Genomic DNA, 23,112 nt, shown 5'->3' on the forward strand with positions numbered 1-23,112 from the left:
GCCTGCGCATTGGCCAACAAACTGGCGCGCACGGCATGGGCCATCGCGGCCCACCATACCGAATTTGAAATAAAAGAGGCGCCCATGACAACATGAGGGCCTCCCAAGACTCACTGCTTTACAGCACTCCTACCTGGTTTTGCGACTGCTGACATTGGATGACGTGAACGGCACACCGGCCTGACGGATAACCTAGCTAAAAAATCGGCTGTCAAAGGCCGAGCGGCTTTTAAGGACCGACAGGCGCGACTCTCATCGTGGCGCGGAGATCCATCTCCAACCAAACGCCGGATAGATTTAAGCAAGCCTACTCACATCATACAAAATCAGCTTGCAAAAAGGAGGGTGACCATAGATTTTTTATGTGCGAAACGTATTGATTTGACTATATTGCCTTTCGATTTAACAATGCTGGCGCCGCAGTCGCCTATACAAGGTAGACCCGACTCACCCTCACCGCCCACCGGAGCCGCCACGTGCTGAGCATTCACACCAATATCGCCGCAATGTACGCCCAAAGCGCCGCCGCCAGTGCGCAAAGCCGGCTGACGATGTCGATGATGCGCCTCTCCACCGGCTTTCGCATCAACTCGGCCATGGACGACGCTGCGGGCCTGCAGATCGCCACGCGCCTCAGTGCCCAGGTCAGCGGCATGACGGTGGCCATGCGCAATACGCAGAACAGCACCTCGATGCTGCAGACGGCCGAAGGCGCGTTTGGCGAAGTCACGGACATGCTGGTACGCATGAAAGACCTGGCCACGCAGGCGGCCGACGCTTCGTCCAACCAGACCGACCGCGACGCCATGCAGTCCGAGTACGATGCGCTGGGGCTCGAGCTGTACAACGTCATGACCAACACCTCCTACGGCGGCGGCCTGTTGCTGGGCAACGGCAGTGCCGGCAAGGGCACCCTGTCGGAGGCGATGACCTTCCAGATCGGCGCCAGCAGCAGCGAAACCATGAAGTTCGACGTGTCAGGCAAGATGGGCAGCCTGGATACATTATTGAAAGCCATTTCGGCCAACTTTTCCGCCACCGGCACGGCCGGCAGCGAAATCGGCACGAATGGCGCCGCCAACAGCATGATCGATCAGCTGGCGGCGGCGCTCGACCAGGTCGGCGGCGTACGCTCGGCTCTGGGGGCGGCGGCCAACCGCCTCGACCACGTGCACAACAATCTGGCCAACATGGTCACCAATACCAAGGCCGCCATCGGCCGCATCATGGATGTCGATTACGCGGCGGAAAGCGCCAACATGGTGTCAGCACAAATGTTGCTGCAGGCCAGCACGGCGATGCTCAAGCAAAGCCAGAGCATGCAGAAAATGATACTGTCACTGTTGCAGCCATGATGGCTGATACAGCCTGATTCACCGGCTTTTATAGACTTTCATCTGGACACAGTGGCATGGCGATAGACCGCATTTCATCGGGCAACCCGGTTCCCCTGATTACCCAGCGCTTCGACGTCAGCCCCGCTACGCCGATGGTGCCGGGCGTGGTGCAGCCGCTGGTGCCCATCGGTCCCTACATGGCGCCCGCGCCCGACGCCGGCACCCTGCCCGCCCAGCTGCAGCAGAAGGGACAGGACAGCCTGGCGTCCCTCATCAAGCCAAATGCCGACGGCACGGGCGGCGCCATGCCGCGCGACAGCAGCGCCATGCAGGTCAATCAGCTTTTCTTCACACGCCAGCTGGTCTGGCAACCGCCTGACGCGGCACAGCTGGCCGCCTCGTGGCGCGTGATGGTCAAGACGTATGGCGAGCAATACGCGGCCCTGCAGGAACAGGCACGCGGCCAGCACGTGCCGGGCAACCTGTTCATGGCCGAGCAGCAACCGGCCCTGCTGCGCGAAGGCGCCCGTCCGCCGTTGACGGTCGACAGCGAAGCGTGGCGCTTTGCCGTGTATGGCTGGGGCGGCCAGCGCCTGCTGCTGCGCGTGCTGGCCAGCGACGAGGATGAGGATGCAACGCCCAGACGGCGCGGCAAGGTGGCGCTGCGCGTCGAACTGATCATCATCGGCATCGGCCGGGTCGTGATCCAGATGGAACCGTCCGGCGACGGTGTGCTGCTGGAACTGGCTGCCGACGAGGAAGCCGCATTGCGCCATTTGCGCCTGGCCCTGCCCGAGATCGCCGACGCCGTGCGGCGCGCCGGTCTGCGCGTGGTGCGCTGCCGCCTGAACCGCCAGCTGCACGCGCAGCGCGTGCACGGCAATTACCCGATGCAGGCAGGCGCCGCCTCGCTGTCGCTGGCCCTGTTCCGCGCCATGGCCGAAGTGGCGCTGCTGCTGACGCAGCCGGAAGCGGAAGCGGCGGCCGATCCCGATGCGCCTGCAGCCAGCACTGCCGCGGCCGCAGCCGAAGAGGAGGCCATCATTGTCTCGAAGGAAGTGGCGGCGCCGCTCGGGTATGACTATGGCGATGCGGCGGCGGGCGAGCAGGAAGAGGAAGTGCTGTTGCTGGCCGGGCCGGCCGAAGCTACGCAGGATTTGCTGCCGCCCATCGACGAGCAGGATTGACGCAGCACAAAAAAAACGGCGCCCGAAGCGCCGTTTTTGTTTATGCCATCGTTTACCCCACCGTGCCGATGATGCTCACTTCGCGGTTTTCCGGGATTTCGTTGTACGACAGCACATGCAGGCCCGGCGCGAACAGGCGCGCATAGCGGGCCAGCAGCGGACGGATCTGCGGCAGCACCAGCAGCAGCGGCGGCGTGGCCTGCTGCTTCATCTGCTCGCGCGCCACCGGCATGTTCACCTGCAGCTGCGACAGCAGGTGCGGGTCGATCGGGTAATTATCCAAGGTCACCTTGCCCGACTGGCGCGCCTGGTTCAGCGAGCCGAGCAACATGTTTTCCAGCTCGCCGCCCAGGTTAAACGCCTGCATTTCCATCTTCTGGCCAAACAGGCCGCTGACGATCTGGCGCCGCAGCGCGCAGCGTACTTCGGCCGCCAGCAGGATCGGGTCCTTGGTCGTTTCCGAACTGTCGAGCAAGGTGGTGGCGATGGGCACGATATCCTTCAGCGACACATTTTCCGCCAGCAAGACGCGGAACACGCGCAGCAGCTGGGTGTGCGTCAGCGCCTTGTCCAGCGCGCCAGCGAGCTTGGGCGACAGGGCCGTCAGGCGCTCCATCATGTTCGAGACGTCTTCGTGGCGGAACAGTTCCGGCAGGTATTCGCGCACCATTTTCGACAAGTGCGTGGCAATCACGCTGGGCGCCTCGATGACCTGGTAACCGAGGCCCAGCGCATGCGCCTTCTCGCTCGGTTCGATCCACGTGACGGGCATGCCGTAGGCCGGCTCGATGCCGGGAATGCCATCGAGCTGGCCATACACGTTCGGCGACGGGATCGCCATCAGGCGGTCGGCCTGCACTTCCGCCTGCGCGACCACCGTGCCCGACAGCACGATGGCGTATTGCGACGGCTTCAGGGCCAGGTCGTCGCGCACGCCGATATTCGGCAGCAGCAAGCCCATCGCTTCGGACAGGCTCTGGCGCACGCCCTTGACGCGCTTGTTCAGCGGTTCGCCTTGCGTTTTATCCACCATGCCAACCAGTTTATAGCCGAGCATCACCATCAGCGGTTGCACGGCAGGCAGTTGCTGCCACTCCAGTTCGGCCGGGCGCTCGTCGCGCAAGGCCGCCTCGATGGCCGCCATGCCGGCCGCATCGGGCCCCTTCACGCGCTTGGTCAATCGCCAGGCCACGAAGGCCAGCACGCCCGCGAAGGTCATGAACATGAACCACGGCATGCCCGGAATCAAGGCCAGCGCCACCATCATGCCGGCCGCGCTGAAGATCACCGTTGGCGACGTCAGCACCTGGCCTGCCACTTGCTGTTCGAAGTCGCCCGAATCGCTGATGCGGGTCACCAGGATGGCGGCCGCGGCCGACAGCAGCAGCGCCGGAATCTGCGCCACCAGGCCATCACCGATGGTCAGCAGTGCATATTGACGGAAGGCATCGCCGAACGACAGGTCGTGCATCAGCGAGCCGATGGCCACGCCGCCGACCATGTTGATGATCAAAATCAGGATACTGGCGACGGCGTCGCCGCGCACGAACTTCGACGCACCGTCCATGGCGCCATAGAAATCCGCTTCGGCGGCCACGTCCTTGCGACGGATCTGGGCTTTTTCCTGATTGATCAGGCCGGCATTCAGGTCGGCATCGATGGCCATCTGCTTGCCCGGCAAGGCATCGAGGGTAAAGCGCGCCGACACTTCGGATATACGCTCGGCGCCCTTGGTGACGACGGCGAAGTTGATAATCATCAAGATCACGAAGACCACGATACCGACGACGAAGTTGCCGCCGATCACGACGTTACCAAACGCCTCGATCACCTTACCGGCCGCATCTGCACCCGTATGGCCGTGCAACAGCACCACGCGCGTGGACGCCACGTTGAGGGTCAGCCTGAGCATGGTGGTGGCCAGGATCACCGTCGGAAAGACGGAGAAATCGAGCGGCCGCTTGGCCGACACGCTGACGAGGATGACGATCAGTGCCAGCACGATATTGAAAGTGAACAAGATATCGAGCAGCACCGGCGGCAGCGGCAGGATGATCATTGCCAGGATCACCAGCAGGAACAGCGGCGTGGCGAACTTGTGGCGGCGCATTTCAGCAACCACGCGGTTCAGGAAATTCATGGCGGTACGACCTCGCTCAGATGAGATGGCACGGCCATCTCGGTGGGTAATACGGGCTGGGCAGCACGCTGCCCGGACCGGAATGCTTTCAATTGCAGGATGTAGTTCAGCACCTGCGATACGGCCTGGTAGAGCTGCACGGGAATCTGCTGCTGCACCTGGCTGGTGTTGTAGATGGCGCGCGCCAGCGGCGGCAACTCCAGCGTTTCAATATGGTGTTCCTTCGCCACTTGCCGGATATACAGCGCCATCTCGTCGACGCCCTTGGCAACGACAAACGGCGCCTCGGCGCGGTCCTGGTCATACTTCAATGCGACGGCGTAATGTTCTGGATTGACAATCACCACGTCGGCGTCGGGCACGGTCTTGCGCACGCTGCGCCGGCCGATCTGCTGCTGCAACTGGCGGATGCGCTGGCGCACTTCGGGCCGCCCTTCGCTGCTTTTATGTTCTTCCTTGACATCCTGCTTGCTCATGCGCTGGTTGCGGGCAAAGAAAAACGCCTGCGCTGGCACGTCGATGATGGCAAACAGCACGAAGACGGAAATGAGCGCCATCAAGCCGTCGAGCATCAGCGCCGAGCCATCGAGCATGGCCTGCTGCAGGGGCCGGTGTTGCAAATCCACGTACTGCGTCAGGCTGGAGCGGCTCACATGCACGAGCACCATGCCCAGCACGGTGGCCTTGGCGATGGACAAGCCGAATTCAAAAGCATGCTTGGGCGCAAACAGACGGCCCAGGTTCTTGGCCGGGCTCAGGCGCTCCATCTTCGGCATCCAGTTCTTCGTGCTGATGACCCAGCCGCCGGGGATCAGGGAGCCGAGCACGACAAACAGGGGCACGCAGAACAGCGGCACGATCATCTTGATCAGCAAGCCCACCGACGTCGTAAACGCCATCGACATGGCATTTTCCAGCGCGCCCTTGCTGTCGAGCGGCATGAAGGCCATGGCGAACAGCTCGCGAAAGCTCACCAGATAGCCTGGCAGCAGGTAAATGAAGACCTTCATGCTGATCAGGATGCCCAGCGCCGTCGACAGGTCGCGCGAACGCACCACCTGCCCTTCCTGGCGCGACTTCTTCAGCTTTTGCTGTGACGCCTTTTCTGTCTTGTCGCCCGTGCTGCTATCCGCCATGGGCCACCCGCATCTGTTCGGCGATCATGTCGAGCACCCGATTCGTCATGGCGATGTAGTGCTCAGGGATAAAGCGCACGATCTGCCCCAGCATCAGCAGGCCGAACACGGTGATCATGGAAAAACCCAGCGAAAACAGGTTCAGCGACGGCGCCACCCGGTTCAGGAAGCCGAAACCCAGTTGCACCACCATGGTGGAAAAGACGATGGGCAAGGCCAGCAGCATGGCGGCGGCAAAAATCCACGCCACGTTATACGCCACCGTCTGCAGCAGCAGCGGTCCGTAACCCTGCCCCACGGGCCAGGCCGTGAAACTGGCGCCGATCACGCCCGTCAGCACGAGGTGGCCGTCGATGGCGAAAAATACGATCATGCACATGATGGTGAGCATCCCCGTGATCACGTCCGACGAGGTGCCATTGAGCGGGTCGTTCATGACGGCCATGGAAAAGCCCACCTGGCTCGACACGAGGTAGCCGAGCACCGACATGACGGACATGGCGAAGTGGAAGGCCAGGCCCAGGACGAAGCCGATGATGGCCTGCTCCAGGGTGGCGACGAGGGCGTGCAGGGAAAACGGATCGATCTTCAGCAAGTCCTGCGACACGCCCGACGCCTGCATCACGGGCAGCATCAGGATCGCCAGCACCAGCGACAGCAGCACCCGCACGGGGACGGGCACCATGGCGTCGCCGATCACGGGCGAGGCGCTGAGCATGGCCAGGATGCGGCAGAACGGCCACCACACGGCCAGCAGAAACGGCAGCACCTGATTGAAAATCTGATCCATGGCGCGCGGCGCTATCCGACCAGGGTGGCGGCGCGCTGAAAAATGGATACGCAATAATCCATCAGGTAACCGGCCATCCAGCGTCCGGCCAGGATCAGGGCCAGCAGGGTGACCAGCAGGCGCGGCAGGAAACTCATGGTCTGTTCATTGATCGAGGTGGCCGCCTGCACCAGCGCGACCAGCAAGCCCATGAGCAAACCGGGCACGACCAGGATCACCACCAGCAGCATGACGACATGCAGCGCTTCGATGATCAGGTCGACGGCGACTTCAGGCGTAAACATCGGTCAATAGCCCTGTATGCTGGTAACCAACGTATTGACGGTCAGGGTCCAGCCGTCGACCAGCACGAACAGCAGCAGCTTGAACGGCAGCGAAATGACGAGCGGCGAGAGCATCATCATGCCCATGGCCATCAGCACGGACGCCACCACCAGATCGATGATGAGGAACGGTATGAACAGCATGCAGCCGATCTGGAACGCCGTCTTGAGTTCGGACAAGACAAACGCGGCCAGCTTGACCGTGAAACTGTGGTCTTGCGGGCGCATGCTCGACGGCTCCCCGGCCAGGTGCGCGATCTGCGCCAGCGCGGCCTTGCTCGTCTGCGCCAGCATGAAGCGCGAAATCGGCACTTCGGCGATCTTCAGGGCTTCCTGCATGCCGATCTGGTCGCGGTCGTAAGGCACGAACGCTTCCTTCCACACCTGGTCGCCGATGGGGCGCATGACCAGCAAGGTGAGGATCAGGGCGATGCCGGTGACGATACGGTTTGGCAAGCCCTGCTGCAGGCCCAGGGCCTGGCGCAGCAGGGACAGCACGATGACGAAGCGGGTAAAGCTGGTCATCATCATGACCATCACGGGCAGCAGCCCGAGCAGGGTCATGACGACCAGGATCTGCATCTTGACCGACAAGTCGGTCTTCGCGCCCGGCACCACGCCGGACAGCAGGTCCTGCGCGCCAGCGGCGTTGCAACACAGCATCAGAACGGGAACAGCCAGCGCGGCAGCCAGCGCGCCGCGGCGCCGGCTCAAACCGGGTACCGCCAGCTTCATGCTGTCATCAGGTCGAGATTGAGGCCGTCGAGGTCGATGACTTTCAGGCCATAGTTCTCGCCGGCCACCACCACTTCGGCGCGGCCGATCGGCGTGCCGTTGACCTTGATCACCAGCGGTTCGCCGGCCAGCATGTCGAGTTCGATCACGCTTTCCGGGCCGATGGCCATCAATTCCTCCAGCGAAATGCGGGCCGAGCCCACTTCCAGGGTCAGGGTGACGGGGATCTTGCGCATCATCTGCGGAATGTCGCGTCGCGCGCGGCCGCTGGCCACGTCGGACACATCGCCCTGCTCGATGATCATGTCATCGCCCAGGTCTTCCAGCAGGGTTTCGCTCTGGTTGGTATCGGTCATATTCATATTATTCGACATCTTCAAAGGAGGTTAAACAGAGCTTGCCCTTGTGTTCGGAAACAGCAGCTGTAAAGAGACGGGAGTCGTCGAGCATGACGTCGGTACGGCTGAGGCTGACGGGAATCACGTCACCCACGCGCAGGTCGAACAAGGCGCCCAGTTGCACCTGTTTGCTGACGAGCCGGCCTTCCAGCGTCACTTGCAGGCGCGACGCGAGCGGACGCACGCTGCCACGCAGGGCTTTCTTCGCTTGCGCGCGCTCGGGCAGCAAGCCGCGCAGCACGTCGGCCATCAGGTGCTTGTCCAGCGAGAACCAGAACTGGCCGCTCTGCCCCGCCTCGACGTCGCTGAGCGCCACGGTGACGATCCAGCTGCCGCGCACCGGATGCACGCCCGACTGCACGGCGACCTCGGCACTGGTGTCGATGTCGCTGCTTTTGCCCAGGGTTTGCAGGTTCTTGTGGACGCGGGCGAACAAACTGCTCACCAACTGTTGTCCAAGCACCACAGCGAGGCGCTCCTCCGTGGCCGTCACGCGCACCTGTGCCGGATCGGGCAACGCCCCCTTGGCACCGGCACTACCATAGCGATAGTTCAGCACGCTCAAGAGTATCTGCCGTTCGAGGGCAAAGCCCGTCTGGCTGGCCGGCGTGGAAAAACTCAGCCAGCGGTTCACGCTGTCCTCGTTCTCCACGCGCGACAAGGTCACGGCGTCGATCTGGAAATTACCCCAGTAGCGACGGCTCATCGGCTGGCGCAGGGCCATGGCCAGGTCGTCGCGTAGCTGGGCGCCGAATACATGCAGCAAATGGACAGGACGTCCAAGCAGACAGGAATCGAGGACTTGATGGCGCACAGTTTGATCTGTCTTGGTAAGGATTGTCATGTAGTGGTCATGTCGGTATTGCGGTGGCAGAACAAATTATACGGATCGCCCGAAATTAAATACAGCATCATCTTGACCTAGGGTAACGGTCCGCAAGCAAACGATTGCGCATCGTATCGCATGCTAGATGACTACGGTGCTGAACAATACATGAAAAAGCTAAATATTGCCATGTATCAATATTCCTTGAGGCAATCCTCTCTTTACTTTATAGTTGCCGCGAGGTAAGCTTATAGCGACAAAATAGTGATTTGCAGTGCGCCATTCCGCTTACCTGATTCCGGTTTTTATGGCAGTTTCCAGTCCCGCTTATTGCCACCAGAAGAAACTTTTATCAGATAATTATTAGTTATCATGGCCATGTAAATCATGTCGGCGCAGGTCTGCCGGGTTTGTTTGAATCTGCTTGAGCGGATGGTGTGGCAACTGATAAAACTGATGGCCCCCGCAAAACGGGCCGGGCAAGATGGCATGGGATGTCATGCCTGCCGGAATGGCAACACCAGTAATTTCTGATTGATACGTCACCGCATATTGAAAGTAGAGGGCACGATGAGCAACGAACTCGCAGGTCTGATCAAGGCCGATCTGGCAGCACTGAGCAATGACGCGCGCGCCTTGGGCGCCAGCATCGCGCCCGCCGCGCAGTTCGGCGCGCCGGAACAAGCCGGCTTCTCCTTTGCGCAAAGCATGAAAGACGCCATCGGCAAGGTCAACGGCGATGACCGCATGGCTGCGCAGAAAATGAGCGACGTCGACAGCGGCAAGAGCGACGACATGGTCGGCGCCATGCTGGCCAGCCAGGAAGCGAGCCTGTCCTTCTCCATGTTGATGCAAGTGCGCAACAAGGTCATGGGCGCCGTCGACGAACTCATCAAACTGCCTCTGTAATCTTCACGTCCTGAACCACGCCCAGCCTCCCAGCGAAAGTTACCCCAAGTGATTACCCCCATGAAGTCCGCATTTGCGCGCTGGCGCCTTGGCGCCCAGCCCGCCATCCCGCCCGCCCTGCTGAAAAACCTGGTTCCCATCGTCGTGCTGGCCATCGGCATCACCGCCATGGTGACCATGTATGCCTGGCGCGACCAGGCCAACTACAAGCCGGTGTTCGGCGCGCGCGAAAAAGTGGCCGTGACGGACATGATGGCCACCCTGGACGCCGAACACATCCCCTACCGCCTGCATCCGGACAGCGGCCAGGTGCTGGTGCCCGACGCCATGCTGGGCAAGGTGCGCATGCTGCTGGCATCGAAAGGCGTGACGGCGCAACTGCCGGCCGGCCTGGAACTGATGGACAAGAATGACCCGCTGGGCGTTTCCCAATTCGTGCAGGACGTGCGCTTCCGCCGCGGCCTGGAAGGCGAACTGGCGCAAAGCATCATGACGATGGACGCGATCGCTTCGGCGCGCGTCCATCTGTCGATTGCGAAATCGACATCGTTTGTCGCCAGCGACGGCGACAAGTCGTCCGCCTCGATCGTCGTGGCGCTGAAACCGGGCCGCACCCTGGCGCCGGAACAGATCGCCGCCGTCATCAACATGGTGGCCGGCAGCGTCGCCAGCCTGGCGCCCACGCGCGTGAGCCTGGTCGACCAGGGCGGCAACCTGCTGTCCGCGCACATCGACCTGACGGACGGCTTCGACGCCTCGGCCGCCGGCAATGAAGGCGCGAAACGTTTCCAGGATGAAATTCGCCGCAACGTCACGGGCTTGCTCGGCCCCGTCATCGGCGAAGACAACTTCAAGCTCAGCGTGACGGCCGCCGTGAACAATGACCGCGTGGACGAAACGCTGGAAAAATACGGCGAAGCCCCGAAAGTGACGAGCGAAGCGATGCGCGAAGAGCAGGAACGCAACCGCACCGTGGCCGGCATTCCCGGCAGCTTGTCGAACCGTCCGCCAGCGGCCGCCGTGCCGGCACCGGCCGATGCCGCCGGCGCCGCACCCGCCGATGGCGCACCGAAGCCATCCGACGATGGCACGGCCCGCAAGAACGCCACCACGCGCCAGTACGCCTACGACCGCAGCATCACGCAGATCAAGCGCAGCCGTGGCCGCCTGGAAAAACTCAGCGTCGCCGTGGTCCTCAACAGCGCCGCCGCACCGAATCCGAAAACGGGCTGGACCCCTGCCGAACTGGGCAATATTGAAAAAATGCTCAACAGCGGCCTCGGCATCAACGCCCAGCGCGGCGACAGCCTGAGCCTGACGGCGCTGGCCTTCCCGGCCAAGCCGCCCGTGGCGCAGTGGTGGGAAGAGCGCGACACCGTCGTCGATTTCAGCAGCTGGCTGCTGTACGCCCTAGGCGCCGTGCTCGGCTACTTCCTGATCCTGCGTCCGCTGCTGCGCCTGCTGACCACGCGCCTGGCGCCGCCAACACTGAAACAGCTCGATCCCGCCATGGCACTGGGCGGCAGCGCCGCCGGCACGAATGGCGCGGCCGTTGCCGGCGCGCCAGCCCTGGGCGTGAATGGCAGCCCGCTGGCGCTCGAAGGCGAGTCCGCCGGCGGCAACATGCCGGTTGTACCGCTGCTGGAAAACTATGACTTGCCGCCACCTGGCTCGGCGGTCGACGTGATGGTCGACCACCTGAAAGTGCTGGCTGAAAAAGAACCCGAGCGTGTCGCCGAAGTCGTCAAACAATGGATGCAGAAAAATGGCCGAACTCAACAACAATAATCCCTCCGACGGCGCCGAATACGAAAGCGTCAGCCTGAATCCCGTGGAACAGGCAGCCATCGTGCTGCTGAGCATCGGCGAAGAACAGGCCGCCAACGTGCTGCGCTGCCTGTCGCGTGAAGAATTGCTGGAAGTCACGCAAGTGATGTCGCGCATGAGCGGCATCAAGGTCGAATCCGTGAAAACGGCGATGCAGACCTTCTTCGACGACTACCGCCAGCAAAGCGGCGTGCATGGCGCCTCGCGCAGCTACCTGAAGCGTTCGCTGGACATGGCGCTGGGCAGCGATATCGCAAATAGCGTGCTGAACAATATTTACGGCGACGCCATCCGCCCCAAAATGGCGCGCCTGCAGTGGGCTTCGCCGAAATGGCTGGCCGAATACATCGTCAACGAACACGTGCAGATGCAGGCCGTGTTCCTGGCCTTCCTGCCGCCCGCGCTGGCCGGCCAGATCCTCGATGCCCTGCCCGTCGAAGGCCGCGACCTGGTCTTGCTGAACCTGGCGCGCCTGGACGAGATCGACCGCGACCTGCTGGTCGAGCTCGACGAACTGGTGGGCCGCTGTCTGGGCACGCTCGACACGCAAAGCACCAGCGTGGAAGGCATCCGCCAGGCGGCAGAGATTCTCAACCGCATGCCGGGCAACCGCGCCGCGCTGGTCGAACTGCTGCGCGCGCACGATCCGGACGTCGTTTCGGAAATCGAACTGAGCATGTACGACTTCCTGATCCTGGCCACGCAGAGCGATGTCACGCTCACGCGCATCCTGGAAGACGTGCCGATGGAACAGTGGGCGATTGCACTGAAAGGCGCGGAACCGTCGATCCGCGACGCCGTGCTGAAAACCATGCCGCGCCGCCAGGCACAGAGCTTCGAAGACATGATGCGCCGTTCCGGCCCCGTGCCACTCTCCCGTATCGAACAGACACGCCAGGAAATCATGGCCACCGTCAAGGGCCTCGCCGATGCAGGCGAGATCGAAGTGCAACTGTTTGCCGAAGCGGTGATCGAATGAAACACTTCCGCTCGTATCGCTTCCCTCCCCTGTCGCAATTCATCGCCGCCGGCCAGCGTTCCTCCAACGAGGACACGGATGGCCAGTGGCAGGCGTCCGTCTCGGAAGGCTTCGAGCAGGGCCAGCGCGACGGCTACGAAGTGGGCCTGGTGCAAGGCCAGCAGGACGGCTACGACACCGGGCGCAACGACGGCATGGCGCAGGGCCGCGAAGAAGGCCGCAATGAAACCCTGGTGGCGCTGGACCGCCTGGCGCGCCCCGTCGACGCGATTTTGCGCGACCTGAAAAAAGTACGCGCCGATTACCGCGAAGCGCAGCGCAAGGAAGTGGTCGACCTGGTGGCCAAGGTGGCGCGCCAGGTGATCCGCGCGGAACTGGCGCTGCAGCCGGTGCAATTGCTGGCCCTGGTCGACGAGACCCTGGCCTCGATGCCGCCCACGCGCGAGGAAATCGACGTTTTCCTCAATCCGGAAGAATTGAAACGCATCAGCGAACTCGATCCGAAGCGCGCCAAGCGCTGGAACCTGATCGCCGACGCGCGCCTCGACGCGGGCGAATGCCGCATCAAGGCGGGCGACAATGAAGTCGACGCGGGCTGCCATCAGCGCCTGTCAGCCTGCATGGAACAGGTCAGCAGCCACCTGGCGCTGGCCGCCGAACACGCAGACCAGGGCGCGCCTGCATGATCGCCGACACGCTGCGCAGCTTCGAGATCGGCGATATCCCGGTCGCGACACCGACCGGCCGCCTGGTCGGCGCTTCCGGCCTGCTGCTGGAAAGCGCCGGCTGCCGCCTGCACACGGGCCAGCGTTGTCAAATTGAAACTGTGAGCGGCGAATGGCTCGACGCGCAAGTCGTCGGCTTTCGCGAAAAACTGTCTTATCTGATGCCGTTCAAGAAAGCCACCGGCCTGACCACGGGCGCCAGGGTCCTGCCCCTGCCCGACAAGGCCAGCCTGCAGATCGGCCCGTCGTGGCTGGGCCGCATGGTCAATGGCCTGGGCGAGCCGATCGACGACCTGGGCCGCCTCGGCGGCGAACACATCCTGGAAGTGACGCCGCCAAAAATCAATCCCCTGAAGAAACAACCGGTGGTCGAACCGCTGGATGTGGGCGTGCGTGCCATTAACAGCATGCTGACCCTGGGCAAGGGCCAGCGCGTGGGGCTGATGGCCGGTTCCGGCGTCGGCAAGAGCGTGCTGCTGGGCCTGATCACGCGCCAGACGGTAGCCGATGTCGTCGTCGTCGGCCTGATCGGCGAGCGCGGCCGCGAAGTACGCGAATTCGTGGAAAAGTCGCTCGGCGCCGAAGGCTTGAAAAAGGCCGTGCTGGTGATCGCGCCGGCCGATGAATCGCCCTTGATGCGCATCATGGCCACCGAACTGTGCCATTCGATCGCCGCCCATTACCGCGACCAGGGCAAGCACGTGCTGCTGCTGGTCGACTCGCTGACGCGCTATGCCATGGCCCTGCGCGAAGTGGCGCTGGCCCTGGGCGAGCCGCCGGCCACGCGCGGCTATCCGCCGTCCGTCTTTTCGAACTTGCCGCAACTGGTGGAAAGCGCCGGCAATGGCGCCCACCCGGAAGGCAGCATGAGCGCCATCTACACGGTGCTGGCCGAGGGCGACGACCAACAGGACCCGGTTGTCGACACGGCGCGCGCGATTCTCGACGGCCACATCGTGCTCACGCGCGAACTGGCCGAGCGGGGCCACTACCCCGCCATCGACATCGCCGCCTCGATCAGCCGCTGCATGGCGCAGGTGATCACGCCGCCCCACATGCAGGCGGCGCGCGCGCTGAAAGCATCGATGGCGCGCCATGCGCGCGTGCGCGACCTGATTCCGCTGGGCGCCTATGTGCCCGGCGCCGATCCGATCACCGACCGCGCCGTCCAGTTGCACGCGCCCATCGAAGCCTTCCTGTGCCAGGGCACCAAGGAAGAGGCGCCGATGGGGCCTTGCATCGAACAACTTGAACAGATCATGGCCTAGGAGCATACGTGAGCGACGCGCATACCATCCGCAACCTGACCACCCTGGTCGGCCTGCGCAGCACCGAAGTGGAACGCCTGCAAGGTGAAATGGCGGCGCAGACGGCCGTGCGCGAGCGCTACCAGAAAAACCTGGAACGCCTGACGGGCCTGTACACGGATAGCGGCCCCAGCGGCGCTCTGCCCCTGGCCCTGTCCGTCAACTGCGGCAACTTCAAGCAAGCCGTGATGCAGATGGCCGACCAGCACCGTACCGATTTGCACCTGCACGAAGCCAACATGGCCGTTTCGCAACGCGCACTCAATACGGCCTGGGCCAAGCGCGAAGTGCTGGACCAGGTGCTGACGCAAAAACAAAAGCATGTTGCAAATGAGCAACAACGAGTTGATGCCAAGCGGCAAGACGAGCTGGCGACCCAATTCTGGTTCCGCGGACAGGTAAAATGAGGTTTGTGTAAGTTTCTTTCAGGAAAACTTCACAAAACGGGAATGGGGGTCGCCTTGTACCGGTATATCCCTTTATTCAGGAGTCTGGCATGGCAAGCGTAATTACTGCACCGCAATACGATCCGATCCCAACGGCCGAAAAACTGGCTACCAAGGCTGTCGCTGCGCAAAAGGCAGCCCTGCAGGCGCAGAACACGCTGGCCAGCAACACCAGCACGGCGCTGGGCAACCTGAAGTCGGCCATCTCGACCTTCCAGAGCGCCATGTCGAGCATGACCAGCAGCAAATCGGTGCTGAGCCAGTCCGCCACCTTCCCGGCCGCCGGCTACGGTTCTGCCACGGCCGGCATCAATGCGACGCCGGGCACCTATTCCTTTTTCGTTGAAAAACTGGCCACGGCCAGCCAGATGTCGTATGGCGGCCTGAGCAGCGTAAATACCGCCGATGGCACGGGTACGCTGAAAGTGAAAATTGGCGATGGCGTGGGCGACAACACGCTCGACATCGACCTGGCCGCCGCCGACAAGGATGGCAACGGCACACTGACACCCCAGGAAATCGCTGCCGCCATCAATGGCAACAGCAAGAACAATTCGCGCGTCACCGCGTCCATCGTGACCATCAACAACCAGGCGCAACTGGTACTGACGTCGAATGCGACGGGCATTGCAAACGCCGCCACGCTCGACGCCAGCGGCGTCAACAATATCGCGCTGAAAGGCGCGCTGATCGCGCCGGCCAACATCAAGGAAGTCGTCAAGGCTGACGACGCCACCGTCTGGCTGGGCGGCAAACCCGGTGGCACGGCCATCACGCAAGCATCGAATACCTTCACCAACGTGCAGGACGTGAAAATCACGTTCACCCGCGCCATGAGTGCCGCCGAAGCGCCCGTGACCTTGACTGTCGCCACGGACAGCAGCGGCACCGCCGCCAACGTGCAGGCATTCGTCGATGCCTATAACAAGCTGAAAAGCCTGATGGATGGCCTGGCCAGTCCCGGCAACCCGGAAAAGGGAATTGCCGCGGGCATCTTCGCCCATGATTCCGGCCTGAATGCCCTGCGCAGCAGCATGGGCGATGCCCTGCGCCTGAACGTCAATGGCGTATCGCTCGTCTCCTACGGCATTACGGCCCAGCGCGACGGCACGATCAGCCTCAACGCCGCCAAGCTGACGGCCAAGCTGGCCGACAACCCGACGGGCCTCGACAAGCTTTTTGGCAACAACAGCCTGTCCGCCCCTGCCGGCGTGCTCGGCAGCATGGACAAGGTACTGGGCCAGTGGAGCAATATCACCAAGGGCCAGATCACCCAGCGCCAGGCCGCCACGGAGAAGCTGCAAAAAAGCCTGGTCAAGAGCGGCGAGCGCCTCACGGCCCAATATGACACGGCATACAAACGTTTCCTCGATCAATTTACGCGCCTGCAAGTCATGCAGGAGCAAATGAGCAAGACGTCCGATATGTTCGATGCCATGTTCAGCAACAATAAATCCTAAGGCGGATGCGCCTGCCGCGCCGCCACAGTTAACATAGCGAGAATACAATAATGTTAAACAATGAAGCTTACGGCAACTACCACGCCGTCAACCTGGATGCCCAGACCGCCCGCGCCACACCGGTCGAGCTGGTACTGGTGCTGACGGACGGCCTGCTGGAAGAACTGGCGCGCGCGCGCGGGCATATCGTGGGCAAACGCTACGAACAAAAGGCCGTCAGCCTGGATAAATGCACGCAGATCATCAACGGTCTGTCGAGCTCGCTCGATTTCGACAATGGCGGCGAAGTGGTCGTCAACCTGGCGCGCCTGTACGATTATTGCGTGGCGCGACTGTACACGGCCGGCATCAAGCTCGACCCGACCCTGATCGACGAAGTGACGACCTTGATGACCACCATCAAGCGCGGCTGGGTGGGCGTCCAGGCCAACAATGCCTAGGCGCGCTGCGCTGCAGCAGCTGAGCCGGCAATTGAGCGCGGCCATCGCGCAGCCGGACTGGGAGGCGATGGAAAAACTCTCGGCCAGCCTGGCGAAAAACATCCCGTTGCTGGCCGAACGGGGCGCATGGAATGCGCTGGAACAAACAGAATTGTTGCAATTGCGCAAAATTCACGCGCAAGCGGTTAAAATTTGCTCTGAGGAAAAAGAACGCCTGGGTCAACACCTGGGTGCATTACAGGCAAATAAGGAAGGTTGGGTCGCCTACGCCGCGCTCGGCGAATACGACTCGGACGGGAATCAAGCATGATCATGAACTTCAATACGGCGCCGGCCGCTCCGGCACCGGCAGCCACGGCGGCATCCGCCCCTGCACCAGCGCCGGCACAGGCCGCTGCCTTGCCAGGCACGCCAGGCTATGGCAGCACTGGCGCCGCGCCCTCCGCCCTGCCCCTGTTTGCGCAGGTGCTCGATGTGACAGCCGTGGAAACGGCCGACGCGGACACGCCCGCGCCCGCGCCCACCAAGGATGGCGACAGCGACAGCCAGACCGACAGCAGCCTGCCAGCCATGGCCGCGCCCGTCATCGGCTTGCCGGTGACGATACTGCCGCCAACGGACGCGGCCGCAGCAGAGGCACGCGCCGCCGCCCAGGCGCAGGCACAGACACCGGTGCAATCGAATGTGGCGCAAGCCAACCCGGCACTCAACATCAGCCTGCATCCGACGGCAATCACCCTCACCGCACAGGGAACGGCACAGCCGGCAGGCCGCGATACGCGTGAACCGCTGGCCGCCGCCAACCCGGCGACCGCTGCAAAAGGCAACGCGACGGCACAGCCGTTCGAAGCGCTGCTGCAGCAAGCCGCTCCGGTGACGGCCGCCGCCCCTGCCGCGCGCGAGGGCGAACGTGGCGCCGCGACACCAGCCCCCGTCACGCCCAACCTGGGCCTGACAGGCGCGGTCGGCAATACGGCTGCAGCGGCCCCGACCGGCGATACCATCAAGCTCAGCGGCCCTGCCCAGCAATGGCAGGAACCGCTGCGCGAAGCGCTGGGCGAACGCCTGCAGACGCAGATCGGCCGCAACAGCGAACACGCGACGATCCGCCTCGACCCGCCCATGCTGGGCCGCATTGAAATTTCCATCCGCCACACGGCTGGCGCGCTGCAGGTGAACGTCACGGCGTCGAACTCGGAAGTGTTGCGCCAGCTGCAAGGCATCGGCGAAAACATGCGCAGCGACCTGGCGCAGCGCCAGTACACCGAGGTGGCCGTGAATATCAGCGCCACCCCGCGCAGCCCCGCCGCCCAGGCCTTTGCCGAAGGCGATGCGCGCGGCCAGCGTCAACCTGGCCGCCAGAACGACGACGCGGAACCGGGACGCGCCCTGTCCGACGGCAGCCCTGCCGGTACCACTTACGCCATGCATGAGCGAGAGACTGCCTGATGAATATGAAAATGAAACTGATCGGCGGCTTTGTCGCCGTGGCCGTGCTGGCCGCCGGTGCGGCTGGCGGCGCCATGTGGTACCTGGCCAAGCCGGTTGCCGGCCATGCCGAGGTGGCCGACGCAAAAGCCCCGCCACCGCCCGCCACGGGCAAGAAGGCGCGCAAGTTCCTCACGCTTGACAAGGTCATCGTGATGCTGCGCCGCGGCCCGGGCGAAGGTGAAACGCATTACCTGTCGGCCGACCTGGTGATCGCCACCACCGAGGAAAAGGAAAAGCTGACCAAGGACCACTTGCCGCTGATGCGCTCGATCGCCGTCAGCACCCTGTCGAGCTTCCCGATGGACAAGGCGCAGACGATGACGGTGGAGCAATTTGCCGAACAGATCAACAAGGCCTTCAATGTCAGCTATGAACGCGAGCAGATGGAAAAACCGTTCACGGAAGTCATGGTCGGCAAGCTGATCATTGAATAAGTCAACACGCCAGCCGACCTAGTGGGAGATCCCTTGGCCTATGTAGAGCAATACCAGGAAGCGTATGGCGCCGGCGAATATGCCGCCGCCAGCGCTTGCGCGGCCGTGCTCAGCGTTGCTGAGGAGCAACAACATCTGGTGGCGTACTCCCCTTTGGTGAAACGCATCGTGCGCCAGCTCAATTCGCAGGTGTCGGGCGCCATCGACCGCGACGACATGGAACAGATTGGCCTGATGGGCTTGCTCGAAGCCTTGCGCCGCTACGGCGTGCCGGACCAGTCGTTCGGCAGCTATGCCAGCCTGCGCATCCGCGGCGCCATCCTCGATGAACTGCGGCGCCAGGACTGGCGTCCGCGCGCCGTGCGCCAGGAAAGCCACCGCCTGCGCGACAGCGTGCGCGCCCTGACCCGGCGCCTGGGGCGCGAGCCGCTGGAAGCGGAAATCATGGCGGCCCTGAAACTGACGCCGGAAGCCTTCCAGGAATACCAGTTGGCGGAAAACGCCGAACTGATCGCCAGTTTCGACGAAGTGCTGCAGGAAAGCCTGGGGCAAGCCGACAGCGCACCGAGCCCGGAAGAGCAATTGATGGTGCGGCGCAGCCTGGAACAGGCGCTGCGCACGCTGGACGAGCGGGAACAGCGCGTGATCCAGATGTATTACGAATTCGAACTGAGCTACAAAGAAATTGCCGCCGTGCTGGACCTGAGCGACGCCCGCGTCTGCCAGTTGAACAAGACGGCGCTGGGCAAGATGAAAACCATGCTGCAAGACGCATAAGTTTCAGCACTATCCATCAAATTGACGCAGCACAATGACGCAGAAAGGCAGTTGACATGGTAATTATCGGTATCTTAATCGTGATGGGGTGTGTATTCGGAGGCTTCGCCCTGATGGGCGGCACCGTCCATGCGATCTGGCAACCGGTCGAGTTGATCATCATCATCGGCGCCGCCGTCGGCGCCCTGGTGCTGGGCAACCCCAAGCATGTACTCGGTGAAATGCTGCATCAGATGCGCAAGATCGTCACGCACAAGAAGCAAGGCTCGGAATTCCAGCGCCAGTTGCTGCTGCTGATGTATGAACTGCTGCAAACGGCCGCCGGCGGCCTGAAGGCGCTCGACGCCCACGTCGAGGCACCGCGCGAAAGCGCCCTGTTCCAGCGCTATCCGCTGGTGCTGGAAGAGCCGAAGCTGCTGGCCTTCATCGTCGACAACTTCCGTTTGATGGCGATGGGCAAGATCAACGCGCATGAGCTCGAAGGCGTGCTGGAGCAGGAACTGGAAGCCATCCACGACGAATTGCTGCAACCGTCGAAATCCTTGCACAAGATCGCCGAAGCCATGCCCGGTTTCGGTATCCTGGCCGCCGTTCTCGGCATCGTGATGGCCATGAATTCCGTGGCCGACGGCGCCGATGCGGCGGAAATTTCGGAAAAAGTGGGCGCCGCCATGGTCGGTACCTTCATCGGTATCTTCTTTTGCTACGGCGTGCTCGATCCGATGTGCAACATGATGAAACAGCTGGTGGGCGAGGAAGGCTCGACCATGGAATGCGTGAAGGTCGTGCTGGTCACGCACGTGGCGGGCAAACCGCCGCTGCTGGCCATCGATGCGGGCCGCCGTCTGGTGCAGCTGAACATCAAGCCAAGCTTCGCCCAGCTGGAAAGCTGGATCAATGCGCTGGAAGATGGCGGCGCCGAACAAGAGCAAGGCCAAGGCCGGGGAGGCCGCCGTGCTAAAGCCGCATGAGAAACATGAACAGGCCATCATCAAGCGTGCCGGTCGCAAGCATGATGACGATGGCCATGGCGGCGCCTGGAAAGTAGCGTTTGCCGACTTTTGCCTGGCCCTGCTGTCGCTCTTCCTCGTACTGTGGCTGATGGCCGCGCGCGAGCAGCAGGCGATGAAGGAAATCATGATGGATGCGTCGGCAGGCAGCCGCCAGGGCGAAGGCCAGGGCGTCATGCCGGAACAGAAAGGCGGCCCGCGCGGCAGCCTGATCGAGCGTTTCCCGATGCCCCGCAAAGGCACGGGCGACACGCGCACGGAAGGCAAGCAGATGCAGGACGGCAAGGCCGGTACCGCACCGCAAAACCAGACCAAGGTCAGCTACCAGTCGCCGGAAGACTTGCTGTCGCTGTCGCGCGCGCTCGACAAGCTCAGCGATGAAGCGGGACTGAAGAGCAATCTGCAATCCGTGATCACGCCGTACGGCTTGCGCGTCATGCTGCACGATACGGACAAGCAAGGCATGTTCGTGCGCGGCAGCGCCGTGCCGACCGACCGTTTCCGCAAGCTGCTGCGCCAGATGGGCCCCGTGTTTGCGCAAATGGATAACCAGATGCTGATCGTCGGCCACACCGACTCGATGCAATACGCCAATACCGGCTACGAAGGCTTTTCCAACTGGACCCTGTCGGCCAACCGCGCCATGTCGGCGCGCGCGCAATTGTTGATCGGCAGCATGAGTCCGGACAGCGTGCTGCAAGTGGTGGGCATGGCCGACCGCGCACCGCTGGACGTGAAAAATGCCAGCGCCGGCATCAACCGCCGCATCGAACTGTTAATATTGACGCGTGGCCAGGCCGACAGCATCGCCGCCATGTTCGGCATGGCCGGACAAAAGCCGCAAGGCGAAGAGCTGCAAGTGGGTGAACCGGATGCGGGCACCTTGCAGCGCCTGCGCGAGAAACTGGGCCTGCCCGCCAAGAAGGAGCGGGATGAGCATGCAAATTAAGGGCAAGGGACAACGTATGAAAATCTCCTCCGGCAATACCGGCGCTGCCGTACGCAGCAGCGCCGTCGCGCCGGCCGAGGCGATCGCCGAGAATGCGGGCGCCGCCGGCGCCATGGGCGGCTCCTCGGCCGGGGCGGAACTGCAATCGGCCGTGCTGCAACCGGCCATGGCCGCCCTGCGCGCCATGCCCGAGATCGATCACGAGCGCGTGGCCATGCTGCGCGATGCGCTGGCCAAGGGTGAATTGCCGTTCGATCCTTCGAAACTGGCAGGCTTGATCCAGCGTTTCCACGGCGGCGAATCATGACCGCACCGCGCAAGGGCATCACGCGTCAGGAAGCCATGCGCCGCGTACTGCAAGGCATGGCGGATGACCGCGCCGGCTATGCCGCCCTGCACACCTTGTTGGAAGAGCAATTCCAGGCCACCCTGCACCACCAGAGCGCGCAGCTGACGGCACTGGCCGACCAGGTCATCGCCGCCGTCGAGCCACTCGATGCGCGCCGCCGCCAGCGGGTCAGCCTCGTCACTGCCCTGCTGGGCCCGCAAGGCGATATGCCACAATTGTTTGCGCTATTGCAAGAAGATGCGCGCGCCACCGCCGAGCGCGACTGGGCAGCGCTCGAGCAGATGGTGCTTGAATGCAAGCGCCTGAATGCCCGCAACAGCGATTTATTAACAGAGCAGTACAGCATCATGCAGCGCGTGCTGCATGGCGAGGAAGATACGTATGCGCCAGGCTGATTTCCTGACCACCCGCGCCACGGCGGCAACGCCATCGACGGCAGCCACATCCGCCGTACAGAGCAATATGCGCGCCACCGACGCCACCAGTTCCAGCGGCAACTTCAGCAGCGTATTCCGGCAAGTACAGGGCGAAGTGGCCCGCTTCATCGAACAGGGCGGCGGCAACGCCACCAACCTGAATCCGCAAGGCCGCGCCTACCTGGAACAGAGCCAGCCCGTGAATGTGCTGGGCAGCATCAACCAGGGCGGCGAGATCGGCGAAACGCAGCAGCAATTCCTTGCCTCGATCAAGCCATGGACGCAAGAAACGGGCGCGCGCCTGGGCGTGGCGCCAGAAATCGTCGCCGCCCACGCGGCGCTGGAATCGGGCTGGGGCCAGCGTCCGCTGCGCCAGGGCACGGGCGCGGACACGCATAATCTGTTCGGCATCAAGGCCGGCGGGAAATGGCAGGGCGATGTGGCCAGCAATGTCACCACCGAATACGAGGCCGGCAGCGGCACGGCCCTGAAGAAAACGGAGCGCTTCCGCAGTTATCCGGACCAGGCCAGCGCCTTCCGCGACTATGCGCAAGTCTTGCTCGATAACCCGCGCTACCGCGCCGCCCTGAATACGGGGGCCGACGCCGGCGCTTTCGCGCAAGGCCTGGCGCGCGGCGGCTACGCCACCGACCCCAACTACGCCGCCAAGCTGACGCAGCTGGCGACGCGTCTGCAGCGCACGGCCGCCGCAGACTGATCT

At 63.0% G+C, this 23,112-nt stretch carries 26 protein-coding genes; 19 read left to right on the forward strand and 7 right to left on the reverse strand.

What is annotated here, in order from left to right; all coding sequences use genetic code 11:
• The first annotated feature begins 476 nt into the window (after positions 1 to 476).
• Together CSQ93_RS23775 and CSQ93_RS23780 are read left to right on the forward strand one after the other, a co-directional pair.
• Entirely contained in the window at positions 477 to 1,355 is an 879-nt protein-coding gene (locus CSQ93_RS23775; protein WP_099380175.1) for a flagellin N-terminal helical domain-containing protein, read from the forward strand.
• Between the two features lie 56 nt (positions 1,356 to 1,411).
• A complete protein-coding gene (locus tag CSQ93_RS23780; protein ID WP_199534491.1) occupies positions 1,412 to 2,524 on the forward strand; it encodes a hypothetical protein in 1,113 nt (370 codons plus the stop codon).
• 52 nt (positions 2,525 to 2,576) lie between these two features.
• On the opposite strand, the gene CSQ93_RS23785 is transcribed toward CSQ93_RS23780, so the two are convergent.
• Genes CSQ93_RS23785 through CSQ93_RS23815 form a run of 7 tightly spaced genes read right to left on the reverse strand, consistent with a single transcriptional unit; the run spans position 2,577 to position 8,890 of the window.
• Positions 2,577 to 4,664, reverse strand: a complete 2,088-nt coding sequence (locus tag CSQ93_RS23785) for a flagellar biosynthesis protein FlhA (protein ID WP_099380176.1) — start codon at positions 4,662 to 4,664, stop codon at positions 2,577 to 2,579.
• Entirely contained in the window at positions 4,661 to 5,800 is a 1,140-nt protein-coding gene (locus tag CSQ93_RS23790) for an EscU/YscU/HrcU family type III secretion system export apparatus switch protein (RefSeq protein WP_099380177.1), read from the reverse strand. Before CSQ93_RS23790 ends, CSQ93_RS23785 begins: the two co-directional genes overlap by 4 nt.
• Positions 5,790 to 6,590, reverse strand: coding sequence for a flagellar biosynthetic protein FliR (locus CSQ93_RS23795; protein WP_099380178.1), 801 nt, complete (start codon positions 6,588 to 6,590; stop codon positions 5,790 to 5,792). The genes CSQ93_RS23790 and CSQ93_RS23795 overlap by 11 nt, the downstream gene beginning before the upstream one ends.
• Before the next feature lie 11 nt (positions 6,591 to 6,601).
• Positions 6,602 to 6,874, reverse strand: coding sequence for a flagellar biosynthetic protein FliQ (locus tag CSQ93_RS23800; RefSeq protein ID WP_034757874.1), 273 nt, complete (start codon positions 6,872 to 6,874; stop codon positions 6,602 to 6,604).
• A 3-nt stretch (positions 6,875 to 6,877) separates the two neighbouring features.
• Positions 6,878 to 7,648: a flagellar type III secretion system pore protein FliP gene (fliP, locus tag CSQ93_RS23805; protein WP_077403187.1), complete on the reverse strand. Its 771-nt coding sequence runs from the start codon at positions 7,646 to 7,648 to the stop codon at positions 6,878 to 6,880.
• Positions 7,645 to 8,010: a FliM/FliN family flagellar motor switch protein gene (locus CSQ93_RS23810; protein ID WP_035818022.1), complete on the reverse strand. Its 366-nt coding sequence runs from the start codon at positions 8,008 to 8,010 to the stop codon at positions 7,645 to 7,647. The genes fliP and CSQ93_RS23810 overlap by 4 nt, the downstream gene beginning before the upstream one ends.
• Position 8,011: 1 nt before the next feature.
• Positions 8,012 to 8,890, reverse strand: coding sequence for a FliM/FliN family flagellar motor switch protein (locus CSQ93_RS23815; protein ID WP_199534492.1), 879 nt, complete (start codon positions 8,888 to 8,890; stop codon positions 8,012 to 8,014).
• 552 nt (positions 8,891 to 9,442) lie between these two features.
• Between CSQ93_RS23815 and CSQ93_RS23820 the strand changes: the two genes are divergently transcribed.
• The 17 genes from CSQ93_RS23820 (at position 9,443) to CSQ93_RS23900 (ending at position 23,109) form a co-directional block, all read left to right on the forward strand.
• Positions 9,443 to 9,781, forward strand: a complete 339-nt coding sequence (locus CSQ93_RS23820) for a flagellar hook-basal body complex protein FliE (RefSeq protein ID WP_099380180.1) — start codon at positions 9,443 to 9,445, stop codon at positions 9,779 to 9,781.
• Between the two features lie 60 nt (positions 9,782 to 9,841).
• Complete coding sequence (gene fliF / locus CSQ93_RS23825) at positions 9,842 to 11,569, forward strand: flagellar basal-body MS-ring/collar protein FliF (RefSeq protein WP_099380181.1); 1,728 nt, start codon at positions 9,842 to 9,844, stop codon at positions 11,567 to 11,569.
• Positions 11,547 to 12,587 (forward strand): flagellar motor switch protein FliG, encoded by a 1,041-nt coding sequence (locus tag CSQ93_RS23830; protein ID WP_035818015.1) that lies wholly within the window; start codon positions 11,547 to 11,549, stop codon positions 12,585 to 12,587. The genes fliF and CSQ93_RS23830 overlap by 23 nt, the downstream gene beginning before the upstream one ends.
• On the forward strand, positions 12,584 to 13,273 hold the full coding sequence (gene fliH, locus CSQ93_RS23835) for a flagellar assembly protein FliH (RefSeq protein WP_099380182.1): 690 nt from the start codon (positions 12,584 to 12,586) through the stop codon (positions 13,271 to 13,273). Before CSQ93_RS23830 ends, fliH begins: the two co-directional genes overlap by 4 nt.
• Positions 13,270 to 14,580: a flagellar protein export ATPase FliI gene (fliI, locus tag CSQ93_RS23840; RefSeq protein ID WP_099380183.1), complete on the forward strand. Its 1,311-nt coding sequence runs from the start codon at positions 13,270 to 13,272 to the stop codon at positions 14,578 to 14,580. Before fliH ends, fliI begins: the two co-directional genes overlap by 4 nt.
• Positions 14,581 to 14,588: 8 nt before the next feature.
• Positions 14,589 to 15,026 carry a flagellar export protein FliJ gene (locus CSQ93_RS23845; RefSeq protein ID WP_070289072.1) on the forward strand — a complete coding sequence of 146 codons (438 nt, stop codon included), beginning with the start codon at positions 14,589 to 14,591 and terminating at the stop codon, positions 15,024 to 15,026.
• 89 nt (positions 15,027 to 15,115) lie between these two features.
• Positions 15,116 to 16,525 (forward strand): flagellar filament capping protein FliD, encoded by a 1,410-nt coding sequence (fliD, locus tag CSQ93_RS23850; RefSeq protein ID WP_099380184.1) that lies wholly within the window; start codon positions 15,116 to 15,118, stop codon positions 16,523 to 16,525.
• 50 nt (positions 16,526 to 16,575) lie between these two features.
• A complete protein-coding gene (fliS, locus tag CSQ93_RS23855; RefSeq protein WP_035818009.1) occupies positions 16,576 to 16,965 on the forward strand; it encodes a flagellar export chaperone FliS in 390 nt (129 codons plus the stop codon).
• Positions 16,966 to 16,996: 31 nt separating this feature from the next.
• Positions 16,997 to 17,275: a hypothetical protein gene (locus CSQ93_RS23860; RefSeq protein ID WP_233516324.1), complete on the forward strand. Its 279-nt coding sequence runs from the start codon at positions 16,997 to 16,999 to the stop codon at positions 17,273 to 17,275.
• Positions 17,272 to 18,414 carry a flagellar hook-length control protein FliK gene (locus tag CSQ93_RS23865; RefSeq protein ID WP_099380186.1) on the forward strand — a complete coding sequence of 381 codons (1,143 nt, stop codon included), beginning with the start codon at positions 17,272 to 17,274 and terminating at the stop codon, positions 18,412 to 18,414. Before CSQ93_RS23860 ends, CSQ93_RS23865 begins: the two co-directional genes overlap by 4 nt.
• Positions 18,414 to 18,890, forward strand: a complete 477-nt coding sequence (locus tag CSQ93_RS23870; protein ID WP_099380187.1) for a flagellar basal body-associated FliL family protein — start codon at positions 18,414 to 18,416, stop codon at positions 18,888 to 18,890. Before CSQ93_RS23865 ends, CSQ93_RS23870 begins: the two co-directional genes overlap by 1 nt.
• 33 nt (positions 18,891 to 18,923) lie before the next feature.
• Positions 18,924 to 19,667: a FliA/WhiG family RNA polymerase sigma factor gene (locus CSQ93_RS23875; RefSeq protein WP_077403148.1), complete on the forward strand. Its 744-nt coding sequence runs from the start codon at positions 18,924 to 18,926 to the stop codon at positions 19,665 to 19,667.
• A 56-nt stretch (positions 19,668 to 19,723) separates the two neighbouring features.
• Complete coding sequence (motA, locus tag CSQ93_RS23880; protein WP_034757817.1) at positions 19,724 to 20,638, forward strand: flagellar motor stator protein MotA; 915 nt, start codon at positions 19,724 to 19,726, stop codon at positions 20,636 to 20,638.
• Positions 20,565 to 21,626 carry a flagellar motor protein MotB gene (locus CSQ93_RS23885; protein ID WP_099380188.1) on the forward strand — a complete coding sequence of 354 codons (1,062 nt, stop codon included), beginning with the start codon at positions 20,565 to 20,567 and terminating at the stop codon, positions 21,624 to 21,626. The genes motA and CSQ93_RS23885 overlap by 74 nt, the downstream gene beginning before the upstream one ends.
• A 16-nt stretch (positions 21,627 to 21,642) precedes the next feature.
• Positions 21,643 to 21,933 carry a flagellar biosynthesis anti-sigma factor FlgM gene (gene flgM, locus CSQ93_RS23890; RefSeq protein ID WP_034757812.1) on the forward strand — a complete coding sequence of 97 codons (291 nt, stop codon included), beginning with the start codon at positions 21,643 to 21,645 and terminating at the stop codon, positions 21,931 to 21,933.
• On the forward strand, positions 21,930 to 22,370 hold the full coding sequence (flgN, locus tag CSQ93_RS23895; RefSeq protein ID WP_099380189.1) for a flagellar export chaperone FlgN: 441 nt from the start codon (positions 21,930 to 21,932) through the stop codon (positions 22,368 to 22,370). The genes flgM and flgN overlap by 4 nt, the downstream gene beginning before the upstream one ends.
• The gene (locus tag CSQ93_RS23900) at positions 22,357 to 23,109 is read left to right on the forward strand and encodes a glycoside hydrolase family 73 protein (protein ID WP_099380190.1); all 753 of its coding nucleotides are present in this window, start codon (positions 22,357 to 22,359) and stop codon (positions 23,107 to 23,109) included. Before flgN ends, CSQ93_RS23900 begins: the two co-directional genes overlap by 14 nt.
• The last annotated feature ends 3 nt before the right edge of the window (positions 23,110 to 23,112 follow it).

It is taken from the genome of Janthinobacterium sp. BJB426, from assembly GCF_002735705.1.
In the GTDB taxonomy this organism is placed as follows: domain Bacteria; phylum Pseudomonadota; class Gammaproteobacteria; order Burkholderiales; family Burkholderiaceae_D; genus Janthinobacterium.